Origin of the sequence: Nocardioides sp., from assembly GCF_035481145.1 — a bacterium.
Taxonomy (GTDB): Bacteria; Actinomycetota; Actinomycetes; order Propionibacteriales; family Nocardioidaceae; genus Nocardioides.
In genome coordinates this window covers 50,834-71,189 of the sequence record NZ_DATIHB010000124.1, presented here as the reverse complement: position 1 = coordinate 71,189, position 20,356 = coordinate 50,834, and the positions used below count along the sequence as shown (strand labels likewise).

Annotated in this window: 20 protein-coding genes and 1 tRNA gene; 6 read left to right on the top strand and 15 right to left on the bottom strand. The window is 70.6% G+C overall.

The genetic code is table 11. From position 1 onward, the window contains the following. Positions 1-128: 128 nt before the first annotated feature. The gene (locus VLF38_RS10500; protein WP_325271210.1) at positions 129-1,544 is read right to left on the bottom strand and encodes a vWA domain-containing protein; all 1,416 of its coding nucleotides are present in this window, start codon (positions 1,542-1,544) and stop codon (positions 129-131) included. A 3-nt stretch (positions 1,545-1,547) separates the two neighbouring features. After that, positions 1,548-2,420 (bottom strand): MoxR family ATPase, encoded by an 873-nt coding sequence (locus VLF38_RS10495; RefSeq protein ID WP_325271209.1) that lies wholly within the window; start codon positions 2,418-2,420, stop codon positions 1,548-1,550. A 125-nt stretch (positions 2,421-2,545) separates the two neighbouring features. On the opposite strand from VLF38_RS10495, the gene VLF38_RS10490 reads away from it, so the two are divergent. Then, on the top strand, positions 2,546-2,710 hold the full coding sequence (locus tag VLF38_RS10490; RefSeq protein WP_325271208.1) for a hypothetical protein: 165 nt from the start codon (positions 2,546-2,548) through the stop codon (positions 2,708-2,710). A gap of 6 nt (positions 2,711-2,716) precedes the next feature. Here VLF38_RS10490 and VLF38_RS10485 read toward each other — a convergent pair whose 3' ends face one another. The 4 genes from VLF38_RS10485 to VLF38_RS10470 are packed head-to-tail and all read right to left on the bottom strand — an operon-like array spanning position 2,717 to position 7,431. Then, the gene (locus VLF38_RS10485; RefSeq protein ID WP_325271207.1) at positions 2,717-3,553 is read right to left on the bottom strand and encodes an SDR family oxidoreductase; all 837 of its coding nucleotides are present in this window, start codon (positions 3,551-3,553) and stop codon (positions 2,717-2,719) included. Continuing rightward, positions 3,550-5,022 (bottom strand): NAD(P)/FAD-dependent oxidoreductase, encoded by a 1,473-nt coding sequence (locus VLF38_RS10480; RefSeq protein ID WP_325271206.1) that lies wholly within the window; start codon positions 5,020-5,022, stop codon positions 3,550-3,552. Before VLF38_RS10480 ends, VLF38_RS10485 begins: the two co-directional genes overlap by 4 nt. Further along, positions 5,019-5,957, bottom strand: coding sequence for a patatin-like phospholipase family protein (locus VLF38_RS10475; RefSeq protein WP_325271205.1), 939 nt, complete (start codon positions 5,955-5,957; stop codon positions 5,019-5,021). Before VLF38_RS10475 ends, VLF38_RS10480 begins: the two co-directional genes overlap by 4 nt. Further along, entirely contained in the window at positions 5,950-7,431 is a 1,482-nt protein-coding gene (locus tag VLF38_RS10470) for an NAD(P)/FAD-dependent oxidoreductase (protein WP_325271204.1), read from the bottom strand. Before VLF38_RS10470 ends, VLF38_RS10475 begins: the two co-directional genes overlap by 8 nt. Before the next feature lie 105 nt (positions 7,432-7,536). Between VLF38_RS10470 and VLF38_RS10465 the strand changes: the two genes are divergently transcribed. Both VLF38_RS10465 and VLF38_RS10460 read left to right on the top strand, forming a co-directional pair. Continuing rightward, positions 7,537-8,172, top strand: a complete 636-nt coding sequence (locus VLF38_RS10465) for a helix-turn-helix domain-containing protein (RefSeq protein WP_325271203.1) — start codon at positions 7,537-7,539, stop codon at positions 8,170-8,172. 171 nt (positions 8,173-8,343) lie between these two features. Beyond that, positions 8,344-9,144 carry a M57 family metalloprotease gene (locus VLF38_RS10460; RefSeq protein WP_325271202.1) on the top strand — a complete coding sequence of 267 codons (801 nt, stop codon included), beginning with the start codon at positions 8,344-8,346 and terminating at the stop codon, positions 9,142-9,144. A 196-nt stretch (positions 9,145-9,340) separates the two neighbouring features. Here the strand turns inward: VLF38_RS10460 and VLF38_RS10455 are convergent, their stop codons facing one another. From VLF38_RS10455 to VLF38_RS10440, 4 genes are all read right to left on the bottom strand, one after another. After that, positions 9,341-10,201: an oxygenase MpaB family protein gene (locus VLF38_RS10455; protein WP_325271201.1), complete on the bottom strand. Its 861-nt coding sequence runs from the start codon at positions 10,199-10,201 to the stop codon at positions 9,341-9,343. A gap of 1 nt (position 10,202) precedes the next feature. Then, positions 10,203-11,081, bottom strand: coding sequence for an oxygenase MpaB family protein (locus VLF38_RS10450; protein WP_325271200.1), 879 nt, complete (start codon positions 11,079-11,081; stop codon positions 10,203-10,205). A gap of 121 nt (positions 11,082-11,202) precedes the next feature. Further along, positions 11,203-11,484: a hypothetical protein gene (locus VLF38_RS10445; RefSeq protein WP_325271199.1), complete on the bottom strand. Its 282-nt coding sequence runs from the start codon at positions 11,482-11,484 to the stop codon at positions 11,203-11,205. Positions 11,485-11,604: 120 nt separating this feature from the next. Further along, a complete protein-coding gene (locus VLF38_RS10440; RefSeq protein WP_325271198.1) occupies positions 11,605-12,234 on the bottom strand; it encodes a TetR/AcrR family transcriptional regulator in 630 nt (209 codons plus the stop codon). 121 nt (positions 12,235-12,355) lie between these two features. On the opposite strand from VLF38_RS10440, the gene VLF38_RS10435 reads away from it, so the two are divergent. Together VLF38_RS10435 and VLF38_RS10430 are read left to right on the top strand one after the other, a co-directional pair. Continuing rightward, positions 12,356-14,389 carry an SDR family oxidoreductase gene (locus VLF38_RS10435; RefSeq protein ID WP_325271197.1) on the top strand — a complete coding sequence of 678 codons (2,034 nt, stop codon included), beginning with the start codon at positions 12,356-12,358 and terminating at the stop codon, positions 14,387-14,389. 208 nt (positions 14,390-14,597) lie between these two features. Continuing rightward, positions 14,598-15,269 carry a GOLPH3/VPS74 family protein gene (locus VLF38_RS10430; protein WP_325271196.1) on the top strand — a complete coding sequence of 224 codons (672 nt, stop codon included), beginning with the start codon at positions 14,598-14,600 and terminating at the stop codon, positions 15,267-15,269. Between the two features lie 58 nt (positions 15,270-15,327). Here VLF38_RS10430 and VLF38_RS10425 read toward each other — a convergent pair. From VLF38_RS10425 to VLF38_RS10415, 3 genes are all read right to left on the bottom strand, one after another. After that, a tRNA-Ser gene (locus VLF38_RS10425) sits at positions 15,328-15,417 on the bottom strand. Positions 15,418-15,455: 38 nt separating this feature from the next. Then, entirely contained in the window at positions 15,456-15,890 is a 435-nt protein-coding gene (locus tag VLF38_RS10420; protein ID WP_325271213.1) for a nucleoside deaminase, read from the bottom strand. Positions 15,891-15,916: 26 nt separating this feature from the next. Then, on the bottom strand, positions 15,917-16,399 hold the full coding sequence (locus VLF38_RS10415; protein ID WP_325271195.1) for a tRNA adenosine deaminase-associated protein: 483 nt from the start codon (positions 16,397-16,399) through the stop codon (positions 15,917-15,919). 71 nt (positions 16,400-16,470) lie between these two features. On the opposite strand from VLF38_RS10415, the gene upp reads away from it, so the two are divergent. Then, complete coding sequence (gene upp, locus VLF38_RS10410) at positions 16,471-17,112, top strand: uracil phosphoribosyltransferase (protein WP_325271194.1); 642 nt, start codon at positions 16,471-16,473, stop codon at positions 17,110-17,112. Between the two features lie 10 nt (positions 17,113-17,122). On the opposite strand, the gene VLF38_RS10405 is transcribed toward upp, so the two are convergent. After that, the gene (locus VLF38_RS10405; protein ID WP_325271193.1) at positions 17,123-19,294 is read right to left on the bottom strand and encodes a HelD family protein; all 2,172 of its coding nucleotides are present in this window, start codon (positions 19,292-19,294) and stop codon (positions 17,123-17,125) included. A 192-nt stretch (positions 19,295-19,486) separates the two neighbouring features. Beyond that, complete coding sequence (locus VLF38_RS10400; protein ID WP_325271192.1) at positions 19,487-20,248, bottom strand: enoyl-CoA hydratase family protein; 762 nt, start codon at positions 20,246-20,248, stop codon at positions 19,487-19,489. Between the last annotated feature and the right edge of the window lie 108 nt (positions 20,249-20,356).

The following is a 20,356-nucleotide window of genomic DNA, read 5'->3' as shown; positions in this document are numbered from 1 at the left end:
AACCTGCAGCGCGCGTGCAGGTTTGCGCCGCCTCGGCACCCTTCACGTGCAGGTTTGCGCCGCCTCGGCACCCTCCCCGTGCAGGTTTGCGCCGCCTCGGCGAGAGAGGAGGGAGGCGGACAAAGCACTCAGAGGATGTCGTGGACGAACTCCGAGAGCTGGGTGAGGTTGCGGCACTCGACCATCGGCACCAGGTCGTTGTAGCGGGTGGCGACCGAGTCTCCGGTGTCCCAGTTGCGGCGTACCTCCGGGTTGAGCCACCACTGCTTCCGGGTGCCCTCGACGATCGTCCTCAGCGCATCGAGTCGCAGGTCGGCATAGTTGGATCGCGCGTCGCCGAGCACGAGGAACGAGGCCTTCGGACCGAGCGCGTCGGGGTACTTCTCCACGAACTTGGAGAACGCCCGTCCGTAGTTGGTCCGGCCGAAGCGCGCGGCCTGGGCCGACTGCTCGACCAGCCCGGTCATGATGTCGACGAGGTCGCCACCGGGCACGAACTGGTCGGTCACCTCCACGACGTCGTCGACGAACGTGAACGCCCGGACCTTGCCGAACTGCTCGCGCAGCGCGTAGACGAGCAGCAGCGTGAACGCCGCGAAGTTGGCCACCGAGCCGGAGACGTCGCAGAAGACGACGAGCTCGGTCTTGTGCGGCCGCTTCGGCTTGTGGTGCGTCGTCAGCGGCACCCCGCCGGTGGCGATCGAGGCCCGGACCGTACGCCGGAAGTCGAGCGGCCCGCGCCGCTTCGCGTGGTGCTCCTGGGTGAGCCGCGTCGCCAGCCGGCGGGCGAGGGGGTAGATCTGGCGGCGCAGCTCCTCGATGTCGTCGCGGCGCATCGAGAGGAAGTCGAGCCGGTCGAGCGTGGGCCGGACGACCGTCTCCTGGATCTGCTCCACGCCCTTCTCCTGGGCGATCCGGCGGATTGCGTCGGCCTCGGAGAGGCCGGTGAAGGTGGCGATCCGGCGGGTGGCGACCGCGCGGGCCTCCTCCTCGCCGAAGCCCTGGGCCTCGAGGCCCTGCATGATCCGGAAGGCGAGGTCCTCGGGGCGGATCCGCTTCATCGCGGTGTAGGCGCTCCAGGTCGAGCGGCCCGGCCCCTGGCCGGGGAGCGCGCCGAACTGGCCGACGCCGAAGATCGCGAGCTCCGCGATCCGCTGGCGATCGTCGTCCTGGAGGGCGCGGCCCAGCTCCTCGCGGAACTCCTCGAGCGCCTGCGGGCCGTCGTCGGCGAGCTGCTGGGCGAGCTCGTTGTCGCCCTCCTTGGTGACCAGCTCGTAGCCCTCGGTCTCCCCCGCCGCGATCCCGGCACCCATGCGGCCGTCACCGATCAGCGCGGGGAACCACAGGTCGAAGAGCTGGTCGAAGCCGGGCCGGTGACCGTCGCGCTTGCAGAGCGTGGCGGCGTACACCGCCCGGACGGTCTCGCGGTCGTCGAGCTCGATGTGGGTGAGCGCCCGCGCAGCGTCGATGTCCTCGGCCAGGCTCACCGACAGGCCGGCTGCGCGCAGCGCCTCGACGAAGCCGATGTGCCGGTCGAGGATCACGGATCAGCGCCCCAGCTTCAGCTCGCGAACGGCACGCTCCTGGTCGGAGCGGTGCTTCAGGACCACGCCGAGCGTGCGGGTGATCGCGGCGTCGTCGAGCTTGCCGATCTGCAGGGCGACGAGCGTGCGAGCCCAGTCGACCGACTCGGCGATCGAGGGCGACTTCTTCAGCTCGAGGTCGCGCATGCGACCGATGGTCTCGACCAGCTGCCCGGCCACCTTGTCCGAGACGCCGGGCACCTGCGAGAGGACGATCTCCTTCTCGCGCTTCGCCTCGGGGTAGTCGAGGTGGAGGTAGAGGCAGCGGCGCTTGACGGCCTCGGAGAGCTCGCGCGAGGCGTTGGAGGTGAGGATGACGAACGGCCGGCGGACGGCCGAGACGGTGCCCATCTCCGGGATCGTCACCTGGAAGTCCGACAGGATCTCCAGCAGCAGCCCCTCGACCTCGACGTCGGTCTTGTCGACCTCGTCGATGAGCAGCACGGTCGGCTCCTCACGCCGGATGGCGGTCAGCAGCGGACGGGTCAGCAGGAACTCGTCGGTGAAGATGTCGTCGTGGGTCTGCTCCCAATCCTGCGACGTGTCGGTCGCCTGGATGCGGAGCAGCTGCTTCTTGTAGTTCCACTCGTAGAGCGCCCGCGCCTCGTCGAGGCCCTCGTAGCACTGCAGCCGGATCAGCTCGGCGCCCGTGGCGCGCGCGACCGCCTTCGCCATCTCGGTCTTGCCGACACCGGCCGGCCCCTCGAGCAGGAGCGGCTTCTCGAGCGCACCGGTGAGGTACGCCGTCGTGGCGGTCGGGGTGTCGGTCAGGTAGCCGACCGCGTTGAGCCGCTTCGCGGCGTCGTCGGGGCTCTGGAACCAGGCATTGGTGCTCACTGCGCGATCGTAGGGGGCGATCACAGGACTGGGGCTCCAGAGTGACCGATGACGCAGTAGCCAAATGGCCCCCGCTGCGTTGAACGGACGTGATCTTCCGGGGCCCGCGCACACTCGCGCAGACGATGACCTTCGCCGTGGCGAAGGCATGCGTGGCGACCCTCGCGGTGCTCGCCGGTCACGTGACCCTCTCGGTCGTCAGCGACCTGCACGGCTACACCGCGACCAACGCTCCCGCGCCGGCGCAGGTCGTCGAGGTCCAGCAGGCCGAGCTGGCCATCACCCCCTGACGCTGCTCACTCCCGCGCCTGGCTCTCCAGCCGCTGGCGGTACGCCGCCCGCTCGGCCGTGTCGCCCTTCAGCGCCCGGTCGCCCTTGACCAGGCGCCGGATGGTGTTGAGCACGGGCTCGGGCGTCACGGCGGCGACGTTCGCCAGCCCTCCGACGTACGACGGGACGGCGATCTCGGCCTTCCGGCTGGCCACGGACCCGACGATCGCCTCGGCGATGTCCGAGGCCTGCACCTTCGGGATTGGCCGCATGTCGAGGCCGGAGGCCAGGGCGGTGTCGACGGCTGACGGCAGCACGGCAGTGATGGAGACGCCGGAGCCGGCGTACTCCAGACGGGTGGCCGCGGTGAGCCCGACGACCGCGAACTTGGTGGCGTTGTAGACCGCGAGGCCCGGGACCGGGAACTTGCCGGCCAGCGAGGCGACGTTGACGACGTGGCCGTGGCCCCGCGACAGCATCGAGGGAAGCACGGCGCGCATGCCGTTGATGACGCCAAAGACGTTGACATCGAACTGCAGGCGGTCGGTCGCCGGTGAGAGGTCGAGGAAGCCGCCGTTGGGCATCAGACCGGCGTTGTTGACCAGCACGTCGATCGGCCCCAGCTCTGCCACCACGGCCTCGACGAACGCCGTGTAGGCGTCGGCAGAGCTGACATCGAGCGGCCACGCGTGCGCGCCGATCTCCTTCGCGGTCGCCACCGCGAGTGCGTGGTCGAGGTCGCCGATCGCGACGGTCGCGCCGCGCTTGATGAAGAGTTCGGCGGTCGCCCGGCCGATGCCCTGGGCACCACCCGTGATCGCGACGACGGCACCGGAGAGGTTGATGGACGGGTAGCTGGTCATGCGTACGTTCCGTTCGTCGTGAAGGAGTAGTCGGCGTGGTCGGGGCGCGCGAACCACCGCTTGGTGGTCGTGCGGTCGAAGGGCCAGAGGTCGACGCTGCCGTCGTCCTTGAGATACCAGGAGTTGCAGCCGGTGTTCCAGACCGTGGGGCCGAGTGCGTCCTTGACCTGGGCGTTGAACCGCTCCGTCGCTTCCACGGTCGGCTCGACCGTGTCGAACTCGCGACGCGCCCAGCGGTCGAGCCACGCGACGATGTGCTCGGAGGAGCGCTCGGCCGTCCAGTGCTGGGGCAGGGAGGCCACGGGCGCGTTGGGGCCCATGATCATGAAGAGGTTCGGGAAGCCCGGGAGGGCCGACATCCGGTAGGCGTAGGTGCCCTTCTCCCAGGCCTCGTCGATCGTCAGTCCGTCGCGCCCGATCAGGTCCATCGGCCGCATGTAGTTGTGGGCCTTGAAGCCGGTCGCCAGGAGCACCACGTCCAGCTCGTGCAGGGTCCCGTCGGCGGTGACGATGCCCTCGGGGACGAACCGCTCGATGTCGTCGGTGACGACGCTGACGTTCGGCTGCTGGATGGCGCGGTAGAAGGTGCCGGACACGACCTGCCGCTTGCACAGCGGTTCGTAGTCGGGCGTCATCATCCGGCGCAGCTCGGGGTCGCGGATCGTCCGCAGGTGCGCCTCGGCCGCGCGCCGCACCAGGCGACGGCGCCAGCTCGGCTTCGTCACCACGTCCGTGTAGAGGCTGGAGGCTCCGATCGAGACCTGGTGGACCGCCTGGTCCAGCAGCGGCACGTACTTCAGCAGTGCCCGCACCGGCAGCGGCTGGGCCACCTCGGTCGGCGCCCACAGCACCCACTGCGGCGTACGGAGCAGGTTGGTGACGTGCGCGGCGCGCTGCTGCAGCGCTGAGACCAGCTGTACGCCGGTCGAGCCGGTGCCCACGACGGCGACCCGCTTGCCGTCCACCTCGATGGCGTCGTCCCAGTCCACGCTGTGCACGACGGTGCCTGCGAACGAGTCCAGCCCGGGGAAGTCCGGGATGTTCTTGTGGTGCAGGACGCCGGTGGCGGCGACGACGAAGTCCGCCTCGAAGGTGGCGCCGTCGGCGGTCCTCACGGTCCAGCCGTCGTCGCCGCGGTGCGCGGCGACGACCTCGCTGTTGAGCCGGACGTGCGCGAGAATCCCGTGCCGCTCGGCGACGTCGCGGTGGTAGCGCTGGATCTCCGGCCCCGTCGCGAAGGTCCGGCTCCAGCCGGGGTTCGTGTCCCAGGAGTACTGGTAGAGCGCCGACGGGACGTCGCAGGTCAGGCCCGGATAGTGGTTCCAGTTCCACACACCGCCGACGTCCTCGCCCTTCTCGAGGATCACGAAGTCGTCGTGGCCGGCACGGAGCAGCTCGCGGCCCAGCGCGATGCCGGAGAGCCCGGCTCCGATCACGACGACCCGCGGGGAACGCTGCTTCTCTGTCATGCCAGGGCCTTCTCGATCGTGGTGGGTACGGCGGCGCGCGCGGCCGCCAGGGTGGCCGGGCGACGGCGGTGGTCCATGAAGTTGGGCCCCATCGCGGCGAGCTCGGGCGCACCGGGCTCGATCCGGACGACCCGCGTCCCCTGCGCCTCGAGCAGCGCGACCTCGCGGTCGAGGACCTTCGTCATGGATGAGCGGAGGAGCCGCTCGGCACGGTCCAGCCCGCGGGCCGGCAGTCCGCCAGCGGTGGTCATCGGCGCGATGACGACGATCTCGTCGAGCTGCAGCGGTGCGAGGAGGTCGGCCGAGCCGGTGGAGACGGCGCCACCGTCGATCCAGCGCCGGCCGCCGATCGGCACAGGTGGGAACCAGCCGGGAATCCCCCAGCTGGCGGCGATCGCCTCACCGAGCGTGGCCTTCGGAGCGCCAGGCGAGCCGAACGCGACCCGCTCCCCCGTGCGGACGTCCGCGGCGACCAGCCAGGTCGCGGGGTGCTCGACCCAGCCATCCGGACCGGAGAGCGCGTCACCGAAGGCGCGCAGCCAGGTCGCATCGCCGCGGCCGCGCGGGGCCAGGCCGGAGAGCGCAGCAAGAGAGTCACCGCGGCGGACGCCGGCCGCGATGGCCCGCGGGCGCGGCAACGCGGGGACCGGCAGCGGAGGGACCATGCCCGGGTGGATCGCCAGGTGGGTGGCGAGCACCGGGTCGGCGTCCGGATCGCCGTCGAGGGCGGCCAGCACCTGCGCAGCACGCCTCCCCGAGCCGAGGGCGGCGACCATCTCGGAGCCCGCCGAGGTGCCGACCAGGACCTCGGCGTCGCGCAGGTCCCAGCCGAGCGCCCGCTCGAGCTCGGCGGCCGCGACCGCGCTCCACGCGAAGCCGAGCGTGCCGCCGCAGCCGAAGACGACGCCTCGCCGCGGCGTACCGGACTCAGGCATAGCTGTAGTCCGAGAGCGGGAAGCGGCCGGCCTCGCGGAAGGCGCCGATGGTGGAGGTGGGCCGCAACAGCGTCGCCTCGCCGTGCTGGTTGAAGTAGTAGCTGTTGGCCGACGCGCACGAGCCGAGGAGGAAGACGGAATCCTCGAGCTTGGCCGTCATCCGGTCGAGGAAGCGGTCGTTGGCCTCCTGGCTGACCTCGAAGACCGTCGAGCCCTTGCGCTGCATCTCGGTCACGAGGCGGTCCATGTGCTTCATCTGCGACTCGATGGTCGTGAAGTACGACAGGCCACTGTAGGAGTAGGGGCTGTTGAGCGAGAACAGGTTGGGGAAGCCCGGCATCGTGATGCCCTCGTAGGCCTGGAAGCGGGTCTCGCGCCACCACTTGCCGAGGTCCTTGCCGTCGCGGCCGATGATCTCGATCGCGGGGAAGTTGACGTCCCAGAGGTTGAAGCCGGTGGCGAGGACGAGCACGTCGATGTCGGTCCGGTTGCCATCGGAGGTGACGATGCCGCGCTCGTCGATGGACGCGATCGAGGTCGTCTCCAGGTGCACGTGGGGCTTGTTGAACGTCGGGTAGAAGTTGTTGGAGAACGTCGGGCGCTTGCAGCCGAAGGTGTAGTCCGGCGTGAGCTTGGCGCGCGTCTCCGGGTCCTTGACCTGGCGACGCAGGTGGGCCTTGGCGACGGCCTCGGCGACCTTGCCGAACGGACGGAACTCCTTGTACTTCAGCACGCCGGCGACCATGAGGACCTCGAGGATCGACGACCCGCCGAAGCGGGCGACCTTCTGGGTCAGCGGCAGCCCGGCGAACATCTTCTGGACCACCTTCGGGACGTCGAAGTCGGGCTTGGCCGTCACCCAGATCGGCGTGCGCTGGTAGACGGTGAGGTCGGCGACCTGCTTGGCGAGCTCGGGGATCAGCTGGACGGCGGTCGCGCCGGTGCCGATGATCGCCGCGCGCTTGCCGGCCAGCTCGTAGGAGTCGTCCCAGGCGGTGGTGTGGATGACCTTGCCGCGGAACGAGTCGATGCCGGGGATGTCGGGCATCTTCGGCTGCGAGAGGAAGCCGGTCGCGGTCAGCAGGTAGACAGCCGAGACCGTCTCTCCCCCGGCGAGGGTCACGCGCCACAGCCGAGCCTCCCCGTCCCAGCGGGCGCCCTCGACGACCGTGCCGAAGCGCATGTGCCGCCGCAGGTCGTAGGTGTCCGCGACGTGCTCGGCGTACCGCTTGAGCTCGGCGCCGGGCGCGTAGAGCCGCGACCAGCGCGGGTTCGGCTCGAAGGAGTAGGAGTACGTCGCGGACGGGATGTCGACGGCCAGGCCCGGGTAGCGGTTGACGTGCCACGTGCCGCCGAGGTCGGACTCGCGCTCGAGGATCAGCAGGTCGTCGTAGCCGAGCCGCTTGAGCTGGATCGCGGCGCCCATGCCGCCGAAGCCTGCGCCGACGATGATCGCGTCGTGATGACTGCGCATCTGGGTCACTCCTTGTCCGGACACTGCCCTTCACGACACTGCGGAATGCAATGTCAGTACCGGAACGGTATGTCATTTTCTGGCCACCGGCAATAGACTCCGGACATGACCGCCGAGGAGATCGCCCCGCTCAGCCGCGTCGAGCGACGCAAGGCGGAGCTGCGACGCGAGATCATCGACGCGGCGTTCGACTGCTTCGCCGAGCAGGGCTACCACGCGACCGGCATCGCCGACATCGCCGCGCGACTCGGCATCGGCCACGGCACCTTCTACCGCTACTTCGCCAACAAGCGCGACATCGTCGAGCACGTCATCACCGACCTGATCGAGCGGGTCATCGCCACCCTGACCGCCGAGAACGCCCCCGATGCCGTGCACACCCTCGAGGACTATCGCGCGCAGACGGTGCGCATCGGCGACGCCCTGGCCGACGTCTTCGGTGAGGATCCGCGCATCCCGCGGATGCTGCTGCTGGAGGCACCGGGCATCGACAAGGAGATGGGCGAGCGGATCCTCGACTTCATGGCCCTCGCAACCTCGCTCACCGCGGCGTACGTCGGACACGGCGTACAGGAGGGCTACCTCCCCGAGGACCTCGACGTCGACAACACCGCGCGCGCGATCAACGGAATGATCCTCGCCTCCGTGCTCGCCGCACTGCACGACCCGAAGCTCGACCAGCAGCGCCTCCGGGCCGCGATCCAGCGGGTCATGTACGACGGCATCGCCGGTCCCCGCTGACCTCCCCGACCCGGCCTCGGCGCGGGCTGAGCGTGGTCGTGATCAGGCCGTGACCTGCAGGTTCGTGCATTGCAGAAAGGTGCAGTTCGTGCACCCTTCCCGACAGCGACGGCGGCTTCCTACCTTGACGTGACCTGCTACCGCAGGCACTGACACCCGGAGGACCAACCCATGCCCCTGACCACGTGGAAGACGGCCCTCGCGGCCGTCGTCGGCACCACCGCCATCGCCGGAACCGCCTACGCCGCGGACGTTCCGTCCTGGCAGCAGTTCGAAGCCACGACGTACACCGACCCGACCGGCGTCCGCATCGTCAACGGCGACGAGCCGGTCGACAGCACCGGCGAGCTGCGCCAGTTCTACGACTCTCTGACCAACGCCCCCAAGGGCAGGACCGTCGAGGACGGTCTCGTCGTCAACACCGTGCAGGGCACCGACGACAGGTGGTCGGCGAGCCAGGCGATGAACCTGACGTACTGCGTGAGCACGAAGTTCGGCAGCCGCCACGGCGACGTCGTCAACGCGATGGCCGGCGGAGCGAGCCTCTGGGAGGGCGCGACCTCGAAGATCAACTTCACCTACGTCGCTGCCGAGGACTCCTCCTGCAACACGCGCAACAACCGCGTGCTCTTCTCCGTCGAGCCGGTCAGCACCACGCAGTACATCGCCCGTGCGTTCTTCCCCTCGACCCCGAAGCGCTCGCGCAACGTGCTGATCGACGACTCGATCTGGACCGCCGGCTCGTGGTCGCCCGCGAACATCCTGGGTCACGAGCTGGGCCACACGCTCGGCTTCCGCCACGAGCACACCCGCCCCGAGTCGGGCACCTGCTTCGAAGACAACAACTGGCGGCCGCTGACGCCGTACGACTCGGCCTCGATCATGCACTACCCCCAGTGCAACGGCACCTCCGACGACCTGAGCTTCACCACGCACGACGCGGAAGGGATCCGCGCGCTGTACGGCTCCTGAGCCGCCCCCGACCCCGCACCCCTCCCCGCGGGCGAGGTCCGCCCGGCAGCCTGCCGGGCGGACCTCCTTTTTTGCCGGCACCTCTTCGTCGAGGGCGCGTTAGCCCCGGTGCTTCGTGGGTACGCCGGACAGTGGCCCGCTCCCGCCAACCAGTCCCCCGGCGCGGAGCGGGTCCACCAGGCTGCGGCCCTCCGGATCACGCGACCCGGGTGTCGCTGACGCGCGCGATCGCAGCCTCGAAGCCGGTCCGCCCCTGTTGTCGATAGGCGGCGCGGGCACGGGGAAGCAGGCGCACCGCCTCGGGCAGGCGCGGCCAGGTCAGCCGCACCGAGGTCATGAACGCCGCGTGCCCGGCCGCCTGGACGGGGCCCCACGCGAAGCCACACCGCTCCCGCAGCACCGCGGGAAGGCAACCGACCGCGACGTCACGGGCAGGGAGGCCCCCCAGGCGCGAGCCCACCTTCCACAACGGCGCAGGCAGCCACGGCTGCTCCATCCGCCAGGGCTGGTTGAGGAAGTCGATCAGCCCCTGCGCAGCGGGCGTCACCTCGAGCACGTTCTCGACGTGGTGGTCCCAGTACTCGAGGAAGTCCCCGTAGCTACGCGGAACGACCCGCATCGTCATGCCGTACATCCGCCACCAGTCGACGGTCTCGGCGTAGTACGCCTCGCGCACCGTGCGCGACATGCGCCGCGCCACCAGGTCGTCAACCCGGAAGGCAACGTCGACGAAGGTCGCGTGCGCCCAGAAGAAGGTCGCGGGGTCGAGCGCGTGGTAGCGCTCCCCTGACGGCATGACGCCCTTGATGTCGCGGTGGAAGTCGCGGACCCGATGCGCCTGCTCGTCGGCCGTGTCGCCGTCGAAGATCATCCCGAGGATCTGGGGCACCGACCGGACGAGTCGCTCGAACGGCTCCTCGTAGAACGCGGAGTGCTCCTCGACCCCCTTGCCGAGCGCGGGGTACATCAGCTGCATGAGGCCGGTCGCCGGGGCGAAGAGGAAACCGGCCCGGTCCCCGTAGGACTCGTAGAGCAGGGAGCCTGGCCCGAACGGCATCTCAGGCTCCTTCCGCGCGGGACCGCACATGCGGCACCGGGCAGCCGGGGGCGAAGGTGCCCATCTCCTCGACCACGAAGCCGTCGGGGTAGCTCTTGATCCGCGGCATCTCGGCGACGCGAGTCGGCCGGCGGCGCGGCGGGAGCAGCGCGACGAACCGCGCGCGCAGCTTCAGGGCCAGCCGGGCCAGGTGGCGGGCGGCGCGGCCGGGCTCCGGCAGGTCGAACGCCGCCAGGAGCTGGGGCTCCATCAGCGACCGGCTGAAGAGGTCGACGGCCCGGCGCAGCGGAACGGGGTAGAAGGACGCCAGCAGTTCGAGCGTGGACGCAGCCACCCGCGCCGAGCCCGCGTCGTACGCGAAGTGCGCGGCCTCGTAGTCGTCCATCAGCCGCGCGAAGTCGTCGTACGTCTCCGGGATGTCACGGATGCCCATGCGCCGCCCGAGCTCGCGGTAGTAGCGCACCCCGGCGCGGATCTCGTTCTCCTCGAGGGGACGCCAGCCGAACTCGGCGATCCAGCGCGCCGGCACTACGACGAACGTCGACAGCACGTAGACCATGTCGTCGTTGCTGATGTCGTACATCTTGTGCATCTGGTTGATGCGCCGGAGTGCCGCCTTGCCCTGCCGGCTCTCGAAGCCCTCGACGAACGCCACCTCGAGCAGGAGCGCGGTGTCGTCGTAGCGCTTCTGGGTGTCGCCCGTGAAGGCACCGGTGCGGTCCAGCAGCCCGCCGATGCTCGGCACGGCATAGGTGCGGAAGAGCGCGAAGCTCAGGGCCTGCAGCGTGTCCCACGGGAACTCGTACAGGGAGAGGTTGCGGATGATCTCGAGGTAGTCCCGTTCGGGATCGAGACCGATGCTGCGACTGCGTTTGGCCATGGGCTCAGCCAAGACCCGACAACTGGCGTTGTCAATGGCTTGTGGCGCGTCCGATCCGGCGAGGCCTACAGGCCCCGCCGGATCGAAGAGCCCGACAGGGAGCTGCGGCGCGGAGAGCCCGTCAGGCGGACGCCAGGCGCTCCGGCGCGTGAGCGATCCGCAGGACGTGGGCGCAGCGCGGGCAGGCGCCCTTCGCCGTGGTGTCGAAGTCGCGACCCCAGAAGACGGGCCATGCGACAGCGGACTCCCCGCACGCGGTCGCCAGAGAGCCCTCGAGCTTCACGTGGTGGACACCCCAGGGCTCGCGGTCCGGGCGGTGCGGCGCGAGATAGGGCGCGGTGACCTGCCAGTCACGGCGCGCCTCGACGACGAACGCGGACGGGGAGACAGCGGGGGCGGCCATGGCGAAGAACATCCTTCGAGTGTGGGGAGTGGCGTACCTCACCATTGTCCACTTGGTATACCCATGCGTCCAATGCCTCATTGAGAGGTCCCGCATGCACTCGAGGCATGATTTGCCGCCTCAGGCCAGGGCGCGTACGGCGATCTCGGCCGCATCATCGATGACGAGGGCGAGGCCCGCCTCGTCGCCCCCCGCCCGGATGTGGCGGCTCAGCAGGTGCTCGAAGCCCGCGACCAGCGTGACGCCGAAGTCCCTCGGCACGCCGTCACGGTCGCCGTCGCCGTAACGGGAGACGAGCAGCCGCTCGCCGATCGCCTCCATGACCCGGTCGTGGAGCGCGCGGACCTCGTCGCTGCCACGGAGCATCTCCACGTGCAGCGCACGGGTCGCCCCGGGCGTGGAGGAGAGCAGGTCGACGTAGGCGCGGAGGAAACGGCGCACGCGGTCGCCGAAGTCGTCGCTCACGGCGACGTCCTCGTGGTCGATGGCGGCGATGAGCTGGGCGAAGCCGGTCTCGATGGCCGCACTGAAGCAGCCCTCGAGGCCGTCGAAGAGCTCGTAGAACGTGCGGCGCGACACCGCGGCCGCGGCGACCACGTCGGCGATGCGGGTGCCACGCCAGCCGCGCTCGCCCACGACCTGGACGACGGCGCGGAGCAGCCGCTCACGCTGGGAGGCGACCACGACATCGGCATCGATGCCGTGCCTGCCGCGCGGGAGGCGGTCGGGGGTGACGTCGGACACAGACACGTGGCTGACCCTATCGATTCGGAGGATTGTTCCCTATCTTGGTACTACAGCGTACCCAAACCCTCCACACCTTCCGAGCCCAGCCCTTGACGGGCCCTCCCCAGAACGGCAGCGTGCACCCATGTCCGATTACTTCGTCACCGGCGCCACCGGCTTCATCGGCCGCTTCTTCGTCCAGGAGCTCATCGCCAACCGTGAGGGCCAGATCTTCGTGCTCTGCAGGGCCGGCTCGCTGAGCCGCCTGCAGAAGCTGATCGACGAGTGGGGTTCGGACCGGGTGGTCCCCGTCGTGGGCGACCTCTCGGCGCCGCAGCTCGGCGTCGCTCCGGAGTGGATCAAGGCGCACGCCGGCGAGATCGGCCACTTCTTCCACCTCGCCGCCATCTACGACATGACTGCCGACGACGCGACCAACGATGCGATGAACATCGACGGCACCCGCAGCGCGCTCGAGCTCGCCGGCGCGCTCGCTGCCGGCACGTTCCACCAGGTCTCCTCGGTCGCGGCCGCGGGCGACTACAAGGGCGTCTTCACCGAGGACATGTTCGACGAGGGGCAGCCCCTCCCCTCGCCGTACCACCGGACGAAGTTCGAGTCGGAGAAGATCGTGCGCGAGGAGTCGCCGGTGCCGTGGCGCGTCTATCGCCCGGCGATCGTGGTCGGCCACTCGGAGACCGGCCAGATGGACAAGATCGACGGTCCCTACTACTTCTTCCCGCTGATCAAGCGGCTGCGTGACTCGCTGCCCGGCTGGATCCCGCTGCTCGGTCTCGACCTGCGCGACACCAACGTCGTGCCGGTCGACTACGTCGCCAAGGCGATGGATCACCTCGCCCACGTCCCCGGCCAGGATGGCCAGGCGTTCTTCCTGACCAACCCGGACCCGCAGGGTGCGATCGAGATGATCAACCTCTTCTGCCGCGCGGCGCGGGCACCGAAGTTCGCCACCCCGATCGACCGACGGATCTCGGAGTCGGCCGCCATCAAGGCGCTGCCCGAGGCGCTGCGCCCGGCGTCCCTCTTCGCGGCCGCGGTCCACTCCAGGCCGGTCAGCGCCGTCTTCGACCAGACCGTCGGCCGCCTCGGCATCCCGTCCGAGGTCCTCGCCCACGTCAACTTCACCGCGACCTTCGACTCCTCCCGGGCACAGGCGCTGCTGGCCGGCTCCGGCATCAGCGTGCCGCCGCTGGAGTCGTACGCCGAGGCGCTGTGGAACTACTGGGAGGAGAACCTCGACGACAGCACCGCCCGCGACAAGAAGGCCCGGCGCGCACTCGAGGGCAAGTACGTCGTGATCACCGGCGCCTCCTCCGGCATCGGCGAGGTGACCGCCAAGAAGGTGGCCCAGCTGGGCGGCATCCCCGTCCTCGTCGCCCGCGGCCGCGAGAAGCTCGAGACCCTGCAGCGCACGATCGAGATGCGCGGCGGCACGGCGTTCGTCTACTCGTGCGACCTCTCCGATTACGAGGCGATCGACGCCCTCGCAGCGAAGCTCTCCGACGAGCTCCCGCGCATCGACTTCGTCGTCAACAGCGCCGGCCGCTCCATCCGGCGTTCGATCAAGCTCTCGCTCGACCGCTTCCACGACTTCGAGCGCACCATGCAGCTCAACTACTTCGGCGCGATCCGCCTCGTGATGGGCCTGATCCCGAAGATGTCCGCGACCGGCGGCGGCCACGTCGTCAACCTCTCCTCGATCGCGGTCCTCACCAAGATCCCCCGGTTCTCGGCGTACGCCGCGTCGAAGGCCGCCCTCGACTCCTGGTCGAACGTCGTCGGGTCGGAGCTGCACAGCGACGGCATCTCCTTCACCACGATCCGGATGCCGCTGGTGCGCACGCCGATGATCGCGCCGACCAAGATGTACGAGAAGTTCCCGACGATCTCTCCGGGCCAGGCCGGCGACATCGTGGTCCGCGCACTGGTGGAGAAGCCGGAGGCGATCAACACCCTCGGCGGCCAGTTCGGCGCCGCGCTGCACACCGCCGCCCCGAAGACCGCGCACAAGGTGCTCAACATCGCCTACCAGGCGTTTCCCGACTCGGCCGCGGCCCGTGCCCACGCCGAGGACGAGGCAGCGGCCGTCCCGCGCGAGACCGCCTCGCAGAAGGAGATGGTCGGCCGCCTCCTGAAGGGTCTGCGCTGGGGGCGCTGAGCTTTCGCGACCTGCTGTAAAGCGGGGTTACCGGCACTACCGCGCCCGCACACGGGCGCGGTAGTGCCACTTCTGACGCGGTAGTGCGCCATGGCGCCCGCTCAGGCTCCGGGACTCCGGCGGCCCGCACCCCCGGGCGCGACCAAAGTCAGCACGGTCGGTACCGCGGTCGCGTGCGTCCCAGCACCGCGTGCCGCATGCTCGGAGCATGACCACCGTCTCGGACCTCGCGCTGCTCACCCTCGACCCGGCCACCGGCACCCGCCGGCTCGGCTCCTACGGGGAGATCATGCTCGGCGGCGCGGCGCTCAACGACCTGCTCCTCGCCGGCCGGCTCGAGGTCACCGGTGAGGGGAAGAAGGCCCGCGTGCTCGTCGTCGACCAGACCCCCGTCGGCACCGCCTACCTCGACCAGGCGCTCGCCCGCCTCGCCCGGGGGCGGAAGCCCCGTCGCGCCTCCGACGCCGTGACCAGGCTCGGCAAGAAGCTCCCCCGCGCCGCCTACGAGGCCCTCGCCGCCGAAGGCCTGCTCGAGGCACGGCCCGCGAAGGTGCTGGGCCTCTTCCCCACCACGCGGTACTCCGTCCGGCCGGCGGCCCGCCGCGACGAGCTCGCGGACGGCGTACGCGCGGTGCTCCTGGGCGAGCGGGAGCCGGACGAGCGCCTCGGTGCGCTGGGGGCGCTGCTCGGGGCGGGTGGCCAGGTGAAGCGTGTCGTCCCCAAGGGTCGGCGCAGGGAGGCAGCAAAGCGCGCGAAGGCCCTGACCGAGGGCGTGTGGGCGTCGGAGGCCGTGCGTGCCGCGGTCAAGGCGTCCGAGGACGCCGTGATGATCGCGGTCATGGCCGCGACCGCCGCATCGACGGCCGGCGGGGCGACCTGAGCGGGGCGACCTTGCCCAGAAATGCGATCAGCCCCGGGCGGACCCGGGGCTGATCGACTGGCGGTGCCGGAGGGATTTGAACCCTCGGTGGGCTCACACCCACAAACGCTTTCGAGGCGTTCTCCTTAGGCCGCTCGGACACGGCACCGTGCGGAACCTTACCGGAGGCGCGCCGCGGGTCGAAAATCAGGTCCGCTGTGCGCGGAAGAAGTCGTCGAGCAGGCCGGAGGCCTCGCGCGCGAGCACGCCGGCCACGACCTCGGGCCGGTGGTTGAGGCGACGGTCGCGGACGACGTCCCAGAGGGAGCCGACGGCGCCGGCCTTGTCGTCGTACGCCGCGAAGACGAGGCGCGAGAGCCGGGAGAGGACGATCGCGCCGGCGCACATGGTGCAGGGCTCGAGGGTGACCAGGAGGGTGCAACCGGAGAGCCGCCACTCCCCCACGGCCGCGGCGGCCTCGCGGAGCGCGACGACCTCGGCGTGGCCCGTGGGGTCACCGGTCGCCTCGCGGATGTTGCGCCCGCGCCCGATCACCTCGCCGTCGGGTGCGAGCACCACCGCGCCGATCGGGACGTCGCCGGTGACCAGCGCCCCCCGCGCCTCGTCGAGGGCCAACCGCATCGGCTCGACCCACTGCTGGTGCGGGATCACGCGCTGGCCAGCCCCACGAGGTCGTCGAACCGCCCACCGAAGCCGAGCCGGTCGGCGATCTCCGACAGCATCTCGTCGGGGTAGAGCTCCATGTCGTCGATGAGCTCACCCAGCGCGTCGGCGTGCATGCCGAGATCCGCCACGATGCCGAGGTCACCGGCGGGCACGGGCTCGTCGTCCTCCTCGGGATAGGGCAGTGCCAGGAGCTCGATCGCCTCCCGCGCGAGGTCGAAGATGTCGGCGGCGGTGACGTCGGAGAGCAGCAGCCGGACGCGGGGACCGATCACGCGGACCAGCAGGAAGACGTCCTCGTCGAGCGCGAGCAGCCCGAGCGCGCCGCCATCGCCCGGGAAGCGGCGCAGCCCTGCGATCACCGTGTCGAGGCTCGTGAGCACCGGGTCCGCCAGCTCCTCGAGCTGCCAGACCCCCTCCTCGCGGTAGGCCGCGAGGGCGATGTCGACGTCGTCGGGGCTCGCCATGGGCCCAGCGTGACAGGTTCGTGACCGGTGACCAACCCTGTTTGTGTTACGACCATGGGAAAGTTCCGTGCATGCAGACCGTCGTCGTCGACCACCCGCTCGTCGCCCACAAGCTGACCACCCTCCGCGATGTCGGCACCGACTCGCCGACCTTCCGGCGCCTCGCCGACGAGCTGGTCACGCTGCTCGCCTACGAGGCCACCCGTGAGGTGCGGGTCGTGCCGCGCGAGATCGTCACGCCCGTGGCCCCGACCACCGGCACCGCGCTCGCCTCGCCGAAGCCCCTCGTCGTCCCGATCCTGCGCGCCGGTCTCGGCATGCTCGACGGGATGATGCGGCTCCTGCCCACGGCCGAGGTCGGCTTCCTCGGGATGGTGCGCGACGAGGAGACGCTCGAGGCCACGACGTACGCCGAGCGGCTGCCCGCCGACCTCTCCGGTCGGCAGGTCTACGTGCTCGACCCGATGCTCGCGACGGGCGGCACGCTCGCGGCGGCCATCAGGTTCCTCGTCGATCGCGGTGCCGACCACATCACCTGCGTCGTCCTGCTCGCCGCGCCCGAGGGGTGCGACGCGCTCGAGGCGGGGCTGGAGGGGGTGGCGGTGCCGGTCACGATCGTCACCGCCGCGATGGACGAGAAGCTCAACGAGAACGGCTACATCGTCCCCGGCCTCGGTGACGCCGGCGACCGGCTCTACGGCCTCGCCCACTGAGCGCGAGTGGTCAGGAGACGACGGAGAGCAGCTGCGTCGCACGGGTCAGGACGACGTAGAGCGTCGCCTTGCCGGTCGATGCCTCGTCCTCGATCTCCTGCGGGCGCACGACGACGATGCCGTCGAACTCGAGGCCCTTCGTGTCGAGGCCGGTGAGGACGACGATCCGGTCGTTGGAGGTGTCGCGACCGGTGCCGGCGTTGGGCGCCTCGTCGGCGACCTCGGACCAGCCGGCCAGCCAGCGCTCGACCTCCCCCCGACGCGCGGCTGGCACCACGATGCCGACGGTGCCCTCGACCTCGCCGGCGAGGCGCACGACCTCGGCGCGCACACCCGCCTCCAGGTCGTCCACGCGCACCTGCACGGGCTCGACACCGGTCGACCGCACGGCCGTGGGGAGGTCGGCGTCAAGGCCGACCCGGGCGGCGTAGGCGGCGGCGTACGCGTAGATCTCGGAGGAGTTGCGGTAGTTGGTCGAGAGGTGGAACTCGTGCAGCTCCTTGCCCGAAAGGGCTTCGCGGCGGGCCTCGTCGGCCTCGGCGCGGATCGGCCACGAGGACTGCGCCGGGTCGCCGACGATCGTCCACGAGGCGGTGCGACCGCGCCGGCCGACCATGCGCCACTGCATCGGGGTGAGGTCCTGGCACTCGTCGATGAGGACGTGGGCGAACGGGTCGTCCTCGATCCGGTGGGTGGGCGCGGTCCAGGCGCGGGCCGAGCGGTACTCACGCTCACCGGCCGTGGTCAGCTCCTGGATGTCGGAGCCGACGAAGTCGCCATAGCCGGAGTCCTCGTCGCTTGCCTGGGGCACGTCGCCGATGGCGTAGCGGAGCTCGTCGAGCAGCGGCACGTCCTCGATGCTCAGGTCGGCCGCGACGGACCACGACTTCACCAGCAGCGCCTGCTCGTCGGCGCTGAGGATGCCGTCGGCCACCCGCGCCAGGAAGTCGGGCTCACGGAGCCAGCCGAGCACCGTCCGCGCCTCGAGCGGCGGCCACCAGGCGTTCGCGAACTCGAGGAAGGCGTGGTCGTCGAGCAGGTCGTCCTCGAAGGCCTTCCGCCCGCGCTCCTTGCCTCGCTCGCTGCGCACCTGGCGCCACAGGGCGTCGAGCAGCGTCGAGGCAACGCGCGGGATCTGCTTGTTGCGGCGGCCCTGGGAGAGCATCTGCCGGCGCAGCTGGCCGAGGATCCGGTTGTCGAGCAGCAGCACGTTGTCGCGGTAGAACATCCGGAACTCACGCGGCGCCCCGGGCACGGACTGGCGCGCGGCCCGGCGGAGCACCTCGGCCATCCGGATGCTGCCCTTGACGTCCGCGAACGCCGGGTCGTCGTGGCGCGAGGCCTTCACGCCGTCGACGACCTCACCGAGCGAGCGCAGCGCGATCGCGGTCTCGCCGAGCGACGGGAGCACACGCTCGATGTACCGCATGAAGACGCCGGAAGGGCCGACGATCAGCACGCCGCCGGTCTCGTAGCGACGGCGGTCGTTGTAGAGGAGGTACGCCGCACGGTGCAGCGCGACGACCGTCTTGCCGACGCCCGGGCCACCGGAGATCGAGGTGACGCCCTTGCCGGGTGCGCGGATCGCCTTGTCCTGCTCGGCCTGGATGGTCGCGACGATCGAGTGCATCCGCCGGTCACGGGCGCGGGAGAGCTGCGCCATGAGCGCCCCCTCGCCGACGATCGGCAGCTCGGTCGCGCGGGGGTCCTCGGCGTCGATCAGCTCGTCCTCGACGCCGAGGACCGTGGTCGCCTTCGAGCGCAGCACCCGGCGGCGTACGACGCCCTTCGGGTCGGCGGCCGTGGCCTGGTAGAAGACCGCGGCTGCGGGGGCGCGCCAGTCGATGAGGAGGGAGTCACGGTTCTCGTCGCGCAGACCGATGCGGCCGACGTAGCGCGGCTCGGGGTCGAGCTCGGCCGAGAGGTCCAGGCGGCCGAAGACGAGGCCCTCGGCGGCGGCGTCGAGCTGCGCGATCCGCTTGGCGGCCTGGTAGACCATCGCATCACGCTCGACGAGCCCTCCCTCGTGGCCGAGGGCACCGCGGCCACGGCCCTCCTCCGCGAGGGCAGCGGCCTGGGCCTGCGAGGCCGACAGCTGGGCCTGCACGCGGTCGACGAACGCCTGCTCCGCCGCGATCTCGGCGGCGGCGATCTCTTCGGCGGACTGGGCGTCAGTCGACACGTGAACCCCTGCGGTGACTCAGAAAACGGAAGCCCCCAAGACTACGGGCACCACACGGGAACGTCGTCACCGGGCCATGCTCCGGCGTCGTCGGTCCGCCCTGCTCGCCCCGGGCCGGCTGTAAACCCCGTTTACCTCCGCGAGGCCCGCGTTGCAGGACACACCTCGCGCCAGTAAACGGGGTTTACAGCTCTACTTCCCGCGGGTCAGGAACGCCATCATCGCCTCGCGCGCCTCGTCGGTGCCGAAGAGGCGGGCGGAGAGCTGGGCGAGCTCCTCGCCGCGGGCGTCGATGTCGGCCAGCAGAGCGCGATTGAGCAGCTTCTTCGTCTCGCGCAGGCCCTGCGGGTGGCCGGTCGCCAGGCTCGCGCAGACAGCCTCTACCCGCGCGTCCACCTGGTCGGCCGGAACGGCCTCCGTCACCAGCCCGTACGCCGCCGCCTCAGCAGCGCTGAACTTCTCACCGCCGAGGCAGGTCAGGGCGGCCGCGCGGTCGTTCAGCCGCGGCAGGACCGTGAGTGAGATGACCGCCGGAGTGACGCCGAGCTTCACCTCCGTGAGCGCGAAGTGAGCGTCCTCGCTGGCGATGGCCACATCGGCGGCCGCGACGATGCCGGTGCCGCCCGCACGGACCGGGCCGTCGAGCCGCACGACGACCGGCTTCTCCGCCGCGACGATGCGGCGCTGCAGCTCGACGATCGCGCGTGCCCCCTCCTCCATCGAGGTGGTGGCGGCCTCGGAGAGGTCGGCACCGGAGCAGAAGACCCGGTCGGCGCTCCGCAGCAGGATCACCCGGACGGCGTCATCGGCCTCCGCGCGCGCGAGCCCGTCGAAGAGCTCGGTCACCAGCTTGCGCGACAGCGCGTTGCGGTTGTGCGGCGAGTCGAGGGTGAGGGTCGCGACGGCACCGTCGACGGAGTAGCGGACGAACGGGGTCTCTGCCTGGTCGGTCATGGGCCCATCATGTCGGGGACAGTGCGTACCCGGAAGGGTCGTCCGCCCGCGTGTCACCACGAGGTGACGTCGGCGCGGACGTCCTCGACTCCAATCCGCGCGGGCGGC